General features: G+C 64.4%; 9 protein-coding genes and 3 tRNA genes. All 12 read right to left on the reverse strand.

The genetic code is table 11. From position 1 onward, the window contains the following. Positions 1-61 precede the first annotated feature (61 nt). The 12 genes from IRZ77_RS23760 to truA all read right to left on the reverse strand — a co-directional run bounded on the left by IRZ77_RS23760 (position 62) and on the right by truA (position 9582). Positions 62-138 (reverse strand) — tRNA-Asp (locus IRZ77_RS23760). A gap of 99 nt (positions 139-237) precedes the next feature. Beyond that, positions 238-314, reverse strand: a tRNA-Asp gene (locus IRZ77_RS23765). Between the two features lie 66 nt (positions 315-380). Continuing rightward, positions 381-456 (reverse strand) — tRNA-Val (locus IRZ77_RS23770). A 179-nt stretch (positions 457-635) separates the two neighbouring features. Next, a complete protein-coding gene (locus IRZ77_RS23775; RefSeq protein ID WP_046617028.1) occupies positions 636-1409 on the reverse strand; it encodes an SDR family oxidoreductase in 774 nt (257 codons plus the stop codon). Beyond that, positions 1406-2617 carry an O-succinylhomoserine sulfhydrylase gene (locus tag IRZ77_RS23780; protein ID WP_025338247.1) on the reverse strand — a complete coding sequence of 404 codons (1212 nt, stop codon included), beginning with the start codon at positions 2615-2617 and terminating at the stop codon, positions 1406-1408. The genes IRZ77_RS23775 and IRZ77_RS23780 overlap by 4 nt, the downstream gene beginning before the upstream one ends. A gap of 16 nt (positions 2618-2633) precedes the next feature. Further along, positions 2634-4139 carry an amidophosphoribosyltransferase gene (purF, locus tag IRZ77_RS23785; RefSeq protein WP_046617029.1) on the reverse strand — a complete coding sequence of 502 codons (1506 nt, stop codon included), beginning with the start codon at positions 4137-4139 and terminating at the stop codon, positions 2634-2636. A 42-nt stretch (positions 4140-4181) separates the two neighbouring features. After that, the gene (locus tag IRZ77_RS23790) at positions 4182-4739 is read right to left on the reverse strand and encodes a CvpA family protein (protein WP_013971612.1); all 558 of its coding nucleotides are present in this window, start codon (positions 4737-4739) and stop codon (positions 4182-4184) included. Between the two features lie 211 nt (positions 4740-4950). Then, positions 4951-5634: an SPOR domain-containing protein gene (locus tag IRZ77_RS23795; RefSeq protein WP_046617030.1), complete on the reverse strand. Its 684-nt coding sequence runs from the start codon at positions 5632-5634 to the stop codon at positions 4951-4953. Then, positions 5618-6925, reverse strand: a complete 1308-nt coding sequence (folC, locus tag IRZ77_RS23800) for a bifunctional tetrahydrofolate synthase/dihydrofolate synthase (protein WP_135001587.1) — start codon at positions 6923-6925, stop codon at positions 5618-5620. Before folC ends, IRZ77_RS23795 begins: the two co-directional genes overlap by 17 nt. Continuing rightward, positions 6925-7818, reverse strand: coding sequence for an acetyl-CoA carboxylase, carboxyltransferase subunit beta (gene accD / locus IRZ77_RS23805; RefSeq protein WP_046617032.1), 894 nt, complete (start codon positions 7816-7818; stop codon positions 6925-6927). Before accD ends, folC begins: the two co-directional genes overlap by 1 nt. Before the next feature lie 221 nt (positions 7819-8039). Beyond that, positions 8040-8660 carry a phosphoribosylanthranilate isomerase gene (locus IRZ77_RS23810; RefSeq protein ID WP_046617033.1) on the reverse strand — a complete coding sequence of 207 codons (621 nt, stop codon included), beginning with the start codon at positions 8658-8660 and terminating at the stop codon, positions 8040-8042. 61 nt (positions 8661-8721) lie between these two features. Beyond that, positions 8722-9582, reverse strand: coding sequence for a tRNA pseudouridine(38-40) synthase TruA (gene truA / locus IRZ77_RS23815; protein ID WP_046617034.1), 861 nt, complete (start codon positions 9580-9582; stop codon positions 8722-8724). Positions 9583-9685 lie beyond the last annotated feature (103 nt).

Below are 9685 nucleotides of genomic sequence, written 5' to 3' on the forward strand. Positions count from 1 at the left end.
GATAACGTGATCGCTTCTCTTGTGTTTGCTTCAAGGTGTTCAAGGGACCTTGAAGCTAAGATGGCGCAGCGGACGGGACTCGAACCCGCGACCCCCGGCGTGACAGGCCGGTATTCTAACCGACTGAACTACCGCTGCGTATCGTTCAGGCTTTCGCCCGATTGAAACTGGGATCAGCCCAAGGTGTTTGCCTTGTGGCTTCAGACCGGTGCCAGGCACCCATCTGATACTGAAAAATGGCGCAGCGGACGGGACTCGAACCCGCGACCCCCGGCGTGACAGGCCGGTATTCTAACCGACTGAACTACCGCTGCGCAGTGCGTTCCTCTCTGGCTATCGGCTTCTTGCGAAACCTGAAGCACCAGGAACATCTCAGGAAGTGGTGGGTGATGACGGGATCGAACCGCCGACCCTCTGCTTGTAAGGCAGATGCTCTCCCGGCTGAGCTAATCACCCTCGCGATGTTGCTTGTTGCGTTTGCTTCGCTGAGGCCGCGAAATTTACGCAGGTGGCGAAGCTAAGTCAATAGCCCCATTGAATTTTTTTCAGAAAAGCGCAAAAGCGGTGCGGTTGCCTGTGGCGGCCTCTTCGCGGGTTTACCCGCGAAGAGACCGGTACAGGATATGCAAAAGGGCTCAGGTGTAGATCATCTTGCGGGTCATGCCGCCATCGACCACGAATTCCTGGCCGGTGACGAACGCCGCTTGCCGAGACAACAGCCAGGCAACCATGGCCGCCACGTCTTCCACCGTCCCTACCCTGCCCGTCGGGTGCTGGGCATGGTCCGCCTCGGACAACGGCTCGGCACGGCGCTGCGACGGGTCACGGGCATCGATCCAGCCCGGGCTCACCGCATTGACGCGGATCTCCGGGCCAAGGCTCATGGCCAGGGCATGGGTCAAGGCCACCAGGCCGCCCTTGCTCGCCGCATAGGCCTCGGTATCGGGCTCGGACTGCCGCGCCCGGGTGGAGGTGAGATTGACGATCGCCCCGTTGTGCGCACGCAGGTACGGCGCACAATGCTTGGCCAGCAGCATCGGGCCGTTGAGGTTGACCGCCAGCACCCGGTTCCACTGCGCCAGGCTCAGGCTTTCGAGGGTCTGGTTGTGCGGGTTGGCGATGGCCGCATTGCACACCAGCGCGTCCAGGCGGCCAAACTGCCCCAGCACCTCGGACACCCCGGCGCTGACCTGGGCCTCGTCGGCAACATCCATGGTGATGAACCAGGCATTGTCACCCAGGGCCTTGGCCACCTTGGCGCCACGCTGGCGGTCCAGGTCACTGAGCACCACCTGCCAGCCTTCGCAGATCAACCACGCGGCAATACCCAGGCCGATGCCGCGCGCGGCACCCGTCACCAGGGCTACCCGGCCGTTATGGCCGGGTTTACCGCCGCGGATTTCGATCACAGTGCCGCCAACCCGCGCGCCAGGTCTGCCTGCAGGTCGGCCACGTCTTCCAGGCCCACGGCAACACGGATCAGGCTGTCGCGAATACCGGCGGCTTCACGCTCCTGCGGCGTCAGGCGACCGTGGGAGGTGGTCGCTGGATGGGCGATGGTGGTCTTGCTGTCACCCAGGTTGGTGGTGATGGAAATCACCCTGGTAGCGTCGATGAAGCGCCAGGCGCCCTCTTTGCCACCCTTGACCTCGAAGCTCACCACCGCACCGAAGCCACTCATCTGGCGCTTGGCCAGTTCGTGCTGCGGGTGGCTCGGCAGGCCGGCGTAATGCACCTTCTCCACGCCCTCCTGCTGCTCCAGCCATTCGGCCAGTACCTGGGCGCTTTCGCAGTGCGCACGCATGCGCAGGCGCAGGGTTTCCAGGCCCTTGGTGAAGATCCAGGCGTTGAACGGGCTGAGGGTCGGGCCTGCGGTACGCAGGAAGCCCACCACTTCTTTCATCTGCTCGGCACGGCCGGCAACCACGCCACCCATGCAGCGACCCTGGCCGTCGATGAACTTGGTGGCCGAGTGGAACACGATGTCGGCACCCAGCTTCAGCGGCTGCTGCAGCGCCGGGGTGCTGAAGCAGTTGTCCACCACCAGCATGGCACCGTGGGCGTGGGCGATTTCGCTGAGTGCGGTGATATCGACCAGCTCTGCCAGCGGGTTGGACGGCGACTCGACGATCAGCAGCTTGGTATTGGCCTTGATGGCCTTTTCCCAGCCGGCGAGGTCGACCAGTGGCACGTAGTCCACCTGCACGCCGAAGCGCTTGAAGTACTTCTCGAACAGGCTGATGGTCGAGCCGAACACGCTCTGCGACACCAGCACATGGTCACCGGCACTGCACAGCGACATCACCACGGCGAGGATCGCCGCCATGCCGGTGGAGGTGCCCACGGCCTGCTCGGCCCCTTCCATGGCCGCCAGGCGCTCCTCGAAGGCACGCACCGACGGGTTGGTGTAGCGCGAATAGACGTTGCCCGGCGTTTCGCCGGCAAACCGCGCGGCGGCATCGGCAGCCGTGCGGAACACATAGCTGGAGGTCAGGAACAGCGCTTCGCTGTGCTCGGCCTCCGGTGTACGGTTTTGACCGGCACGCACCGCCAGGGTGTCGAAACCGACACCCTCGAGGTCACTGTCCAGTCGTCCGGCATCCCATTGATCCGTCATGCCGTCGCTCCCGAAATCAGTTGTTGTAGAGGTCGATGATCGCGCTGACCGCCTGGTTCTTGACCTTGGCGAGGTCATTACGAGCCTGCTCGATACGGTCGAGGTAGGCTTCGTCGATATCGCCGGTGACATACTCACCGTTGAATACCGCGCAATCGAACTGGTCGATCTTGATCTTGCCGCCACCAACCGAGTCGATCAGATCCGGCAGGTCCTGGTAGACCAGCCAGTCGGCACCAATCAACTCGGCCACTTGTTCGGTGGTACGGTTGTGGGCGATCAGTTCGTGAACACTCGGCATGTCGATGCCGTAGACGTTGGGATAGCGAACCGCAGGGGCTGCGGAGCAGAAGTAGACGTTCTTGGCGCCGGCTTCGCGGGCCATCTGGATGATCTGCTTGCAGGTGGTGCCGCGCACGATCGAGTCGTCCACCAGCATCACGTTCTTGCCGCGGAACTCCAACTCGATGGCGTTGAGCTTCTGGCGTACCGATTTCTTGCGCGCGGCCTGACCGGGCATGATGAAGGTACGGCCGATATAGCGGTTCTTGACGAAACCTTCGCGGAACTTGACGCCCAGGCGGTTGGCCAGCTCCAGGGCCGCGGTGCGGCTGGTGTCCGGGATCGGGATGACCACATCGATGTCGTGCTCGGGGCGCTCGCGCATGATCTTGTCGGCCAGTTTTTCACCCATGCGCAGACGGGCCTTGTACACCGACACGCCATCCATGATCGAGTCCGGGCGGGCCAGGTAGACATGCTCGAAGATGCACGGTTGCAGCTTCGGTGCTTCGGCGCACTGCTTGGTGTACAGCTGGCCTTCTTCGGTGATGTACACCGCTTCGCCCGGCGCCAGGTCGCGGATCAGGGTGAAGCCGAGCACATCGAGGGCCACGCTCTCCGAGGCGATCATGTATTCCACGCCTTCGTCGGTGTGACGCTGGCCGAACACCACCGGGCGGATGCCGTTGGGGTCACGGAAACCGACAATGCCGTAGCCGGTGATCATAGCAACCACGGCGTAACCGCCGACGCAGCGGCTGTGCACGTGGGAAACCGCGGCGAACACGTCTTCTTCGGTCGGCTGCAGCTTGCCACGCACCGCCAGCTCATGGGCGAACACGTTCAGCAGTACTTCCGAGTCGGAGTTGGTGTTGACGTGACGCAGGTCGGACTCGTAGATCTCCTTGGCCAGCTGTTCGACGTTGGTCAGGTTGCCGTTGTGTGCCAGGGTGATGCCGTACGGCGAGTTGACGTAGAACGGCTGGGCCTCGGCCGAGGTCGAGCTGCCCGCAGTCGGGTAGCGCACGTGGCCGATGCCGATGTTGCCGACCAGGCGCTGCATGTGGCGCTGCTGGAACACGTCGCGCACCAGGCCATTATCCTTGCGCAGGAACAACCGGCCGTCATGGCTGGTCACGATACCGGCAGCGTCCTGGCCGCGGTGCTGGAGGACCGTAAGCGCGTCATACAGCGCCTGATTGACGTTCGACTTACCGACGATACCGACGATGCCACACATGCGACGCAACCCCTACTTTGACGAAACTTGAGTGAATAGCGCTCAGGGCTTTGCCGGCCCGAGCAACTGTTCCTTGAACGGAAGATCAGCTGGAGTGCCGATCAGCCCACTGGGTGTCCACTGGCCGGTAAAACCCAGGATCAGGTTTTTCGACCAGTCGGCGACCAAGAGAAATTGTGGTATCAGGCGAGATTCCTGCCACCAGGTGTCTTGTTGAACCGGCCCCAGGCTGATCAGCCCGATGGCCACCACCACCAGCAAGGCCCCGCGCGCGGCGCCGAAGGCCATGCCCAGGAAACGATCGGTACCGGACAGCCCGGTCACGCGGATCAGCTCGCCGATGAGGAAGTTGATCATGGCCCCCACCAGCAAGGTGGCGACGAAAAGAATGGCGCAGCCGGCGATGACGCGCATCGACGGCGTCTGGATGTAGCTTTCAAGATACACCGAGAGCGAACCACCGAACATCCAGGCAACCGCACCGGCAATGATCCAGATGAGCAAGGACAAGGCTTCCTTGACGAAGCCGCGCTTGAGACTGATCAGTGTGGAGACGGCGATGATCGCGATGATCGCCCAATCAACCAAGGTAAATGCCACGGTGCTGCCTGCAGACGTTTGAGGCGGCGCATTTTAACAGAGCGGCGGGGGCTTGGGTAAGCGGAATGTCAGACAGATTGGTGTTGGCTTCATCGCCGGCAAGCCGGCTCCCACAGGGACTGCACAGGCCCTGAGAGCAGTGCGGTCGAGGTGGGGGCTGGCTTGTCGTGGCGACGAACCGCGTCGATGGGCGGCAAAGCCGCCCCGCGTATCAGCTGCGCTCAGGCTGGAAGCGCACCACGAAGCCCTTGAGGCTGTTCTGGCGATTGATGGCGTCACGCACGCGCTCAGCCTCGGCCCGCTCGATCAGCGGCCCCACGTACACCCGGTTCATGCCACCCGCCGAGCGGATATAGGCGTTGTAACCCTGGCTACGCAAGGTTTGCTGGAGCTTTTCGGCCCCGGCACGGTTGGACAGGCTGGCCAACTGGATCGACCAGCTGACCGGCAGGCCATTGACGTCGATCTTGGACGGCGCCGCGGGTGCGGCCGGCTTGGCTGCCGGCTGAGGCTCGACCTTGGCCACGGGCGCCTGCGGCTTGACGGGCTGGGGCTGAGGCTGAGGCTGAGGCTGAGGCTGCACCTGTACCTGAGGCTGGGTCTGCGGTGACGGTGTAATCGGCTGGCTGGGCGCGCTCGCCGGCGCAGTGGATTCGTCCACCACCACCGGTGCCTGCTGCGGCTCTTCGGGAATGACCTGCGGCTCCGGCACGGCGACCGGCTCCACCTTCACTTCCGGCAGGCTTGGCATGGCCGGCGCCTGCGGGGCCTCGACGCGCACCTGACGCATCTCGTCCTCGCGGGTGAACAGCATCGGCAGGAAAATCACCGCCAGCGCCACCAGCACCAACGCACCCACCATGCGCTGTTTCATCCCTTTATCCAGCACTGCCATCTACTCCACCCTCCTGGGCGTGCCGCTCCAGCCATTCCAGTGCCTGGGCAACACAGAAAAACGAACCGAACAGCAAGATCTGATCACCCGCCGTTGCCTGCGCGCACTGCCCTTCAAGGGCAGCGTCGACGCTGGCATAAGACTTCACCGCGGCGCCGAGGTTCGTCAAGGCCGTGGCCAGTTCTGCAGCCGGGCGACTGCGCGGGGTATCCAGTGGCGCCACCGCCCAGTCGTCGACCAGCCCCTGCAGCGGCGCAACAACACCGTCCAGGTCCTTGTCGGCGAGCAGGCCGAACACCGCCAGGCGCCGCCCTTTCAGCGGCCGGGCCGCCAGGCGCCGGGCCAGGTACTCCGCAGCATGCGGGTTGTGCCCGACATCCAGCAACAGCTCCACAGGCTTGCCCTGCCAGCTCAGCAGGCGACGGTCAAGGCGACCCGTGATACGGGTATCCAGCAGCGCCTGGCGAATCTGCCCGGCGTCCCAGGGCAGGCCCATCAGCAGATAAGCCTGCAAGGCCAGCGTGGCGTTTTCCATGGGCAGGTCGAGCAAAGGCAGGCCACGCAGCTCCAACTGCGTACCATCAGCCGCAGTACCCCGCCAGCTCCAGCTGCCATCGGCACTGGCCAGGTCGAAGTCACGACCACGCAGGAACAGCGGCGCAGCCAGTTCGGCGGCCTTGTCCAGCAGCGGCTGAGGCGGATCCAGGTCACCGCACAGTGCCGGCTTGCCCTGACGGAAGATGCCGGCCTTCTCGAAGGCCACCAGCTCGCGGGTATCCCCCAGGTAATCGACATGGTCGACGCCGATGCTGGTCACCAGGGCCAGGTCGGCATCCACCACGTTCACGGTGTCCAGTCGGCCACCAAGGCCCACTTCCAGTACCACGGCATCCAGCTGCGACTGGTAGAACAACCAGAACGCGGCCAGGGTGCCCATCTCGAAGTAGGTCAGGGAAATATCGCCCCGCGCCGCCTCGACGGCGGCGAAGGCTTCGCACAGGCGCTCATCGCTGGCCTCTTGGCCATCGATCAGCACCCGCTCGTTGTAACGCAACAGGTGCGGCGAGCTGTACACGCCGACTTTGAGCCCCTGGGCACGCAGCAGCGAGGCCACGAAGGCGCAGGTCGAGCCCTTGCCGTTGGTGCCGGTCACCGTCACCACGCGTGGCGCCAGCTTGCCCAGCGCCAGCCGGGCAAGCACCTTCTGCGACCGCTCCAGGCCCATGTCGATGGCCGAGGGGTGCAACTGCTCGAGGTAGGCGAGCCATTCGCCCAGGGATCGTTGTTTCATCACGCGACGGCAGCCGCCTCGCGCGCTTGTTCCGGGGTTTCCTGGCCGGTCATCTGCGCCAGCAGGCGGGCCAAACGCGGGCGCAGCTCGCCACGGGAGATGATCAGGTCGATGGCACCGTGCTCCAGCAGGAACTCGCTGCGCTGGAAGCCTTCCGGCAGCTTCTCGCGCACGGTCTGCTCGATCACGCGCGGGCCGGCGAAGCCGATCAGTGCCTTCGGCTCGCCGACGATCACGTCACCGAGCATGGCCAGGCTCGCAGAAACACCACCGTAAACCGGGTCGGTCAGCACCGAGATGAACGGGATGCCTTCTTCGCGCAGGCGCGCCAGCACGGCCGAAGTCTTGGCCATCTGCATCAGCGAGATCAGCGCTTCCTGCATGCGCGCACCGCCGGAGGCGGAGAAGCAGACCATCGGGCAGCGGTTTTCCAGGGCATAGTTGGCCGCGCGCACGAAGCGCTCGCCAACGATGGCGCCCATGGAGCCGCCCATGAACGAGAACTCGAAGGCGCTGACCACGATCGGCATGCCCATCAGGGTGCCGCTCATGGAGATCAGGGCGTCCTTCTCCCCGGTCTGCTTCTGCGCCCCGGCCAGGCGGTCCTTGTACTTCTTGCCATCACGGAACTTCAGGCGGTCGACCGGCTCCAGGTCGGCGCCCAGTTCGGCACGGCCATCGGCGTCGAGGAAGATGTCGATGCGCGCACGTGCGCCAATGCGCATGTGGTGGTTGCACTTGGGGCAGACATCCAGGGTCTTTTCCAGCTCCGGACGATACAGCACGGCCTCGCAGGCCGGGCACTTGTGCCACAGGCCTTCAGGCACCGAGCTCTTCTTCACCTCGGAACGCATGATCGAAGGGATCAGTTTGTCGACTAACCAGTTGCTCATGCTTTCTTTCTCCAGTATTGGCAGGCGTGGGCCGGTATCGCCGGCCCTGCCCTGCCCTTGAGCTCAAAATCTTTTATGAAACGATGATGGACCGGCCGCCGGGACTTCCAGCGCGCCACCCCACCGCTAATGTATGCCTTGCCGCCACAGGCGCGGGCGGCTGCCCCGCGGGGCTGCGAAAGCTATGGACGATGGCGCGCAGCCAGCCGTCACATCTGCCATCACGCCTGTTTCACCGCACGCATGAATGCCTCGATCTTCGCCGCGTCCTTGATGCCCTTGGCTTGCTCCACGCCGCCACTGACATCCACCGCGTACGGCCGCACCTGGGCGATGGCCTGGCCGACATTGTCGGCAGACAACCCGCCCGCCAGGATGATCGGCTTGCTCAGTCGCGCCGGCACCAGCGACCAGTCGAACGCTTCACCGGTGCCTCCGGGTACGCCTGGCACATAGGTGTCCAGCAGAATGCCGCGGGCACCGGCGTAAAGCTGGCAGGCCGCCTCCAGGTCGTCGCCCGGGCGCACGCGCAGGGCCTTGATCCAGGGGCGGTGGTAGCCTTCGCAGTCCTGCGGGGTTTCATCGCCGTGGAACTGTAGCAGGTCCAGCGGAACCACTTCGAGGATCTCGTTCAGCTCGCAGCGCGAAGCGTTGACGAACAGCCCGACCGTGGTCACGAACGGCGGCAGCTCGGCGATGATCGCCCGCGCCTGGCGCACGTCCACGGCGCGCGGGCTCTTGGCATAGAAGACGAAGCCGATGGCATCGGCGCCCGCTTCGGCAGCGGCCAGTGCGTCTTCGATGCGGGTAATCCCGCAGATCTTGCTGCGAACATTGCTCATGGACAGCGAACCCTGGTTGTTACGGTGAAAGGCCGGATGTTAGCAAATGACTTTTCGCCCGTCAGTCTGCCAGTGCCTCGTAGCCGGTCAAAAAGTGTGGGCCGATGTAACGCTTGGGCAGCGCGTACTCCTCGGGGTACTCCACCTGCACAAGGTAGAGCCCGTACGGGTGCGCCGTGACTCCACCTTCGCGGCGGTTGCGCCCCTCCAGCACCTCGCGCGCCCAGGTGGCCGGGCGTTCTCCGGCACCGATGCTCATCAGTACACCGGCAATGTTACGCACCATGTGGTGCAGGAAGGCAGTGGCACGCACATCCAGCACGATCATCTGGCCATGGCGGGTGACGCGCAGGTGGTAGATGTGCTTGACCGGCGACTTGGCCTGGCACTGGCTGGCGCGGAAGGCACTGAAGTCATGGGTACCGAGCAGGTACTGCGCGGCTTCGGCCATGCGCTCCACATCCAGCGGGCGGTGGTTCCAGGTGACTTCCTCGGCCAGGTGCGCCGGGCGGATCGGGTCATTGTAGATGACGTAGCGGTAACGCCGGGCACAGGCCTTGAAACGGGCATGGAAGTCGGCAGGCATCGGCCGCGACCAGACCACGCTGATGTCGTGGGGCAGGTTGAAGTTGGTGCCCATGGTCCAGGCGCGTTCGTCGCGCACGGCGCGGGTATCGAAGTGCACGATCTGCCCGCAGCCATGCACGCCGGCGTCGGTGCGCCCGGCGCAGATCACCGAGATCGGCTCGTTGGCCACCTTGGACAACGCCTGCTCCAGGGCCTGCTGGACACTGGGCACGCCACTGGCCTGACGCTGCCAGCCACGATAGCGCGCGCCTTTGTATTCCACGCCCAGGGCGATGCGGGAGTAGCCTTCGGCCGCGGACTCGGCGGCGGCGGTGTCGATGATGTCCAAGAGCATGAAACCTGTGGGGTGTACGGAATGGCGGGGATTATAACGACAACGGCAGCTGTGTAGGGCTGTGGGAGCGGCCTTGTGTCGCGATAGGGCCGCATAGCGGCCC

It is taken from the genome of Pseudomonas pudica (genome assembly GCF_015680405.1).
GTDB lineage: Bacteria > Pseudomonadota > Gammaproteobacteria > Pseudomonadales > Pseudomonadaceae > Aquipseudomonas > Aquipseudomonas pudica.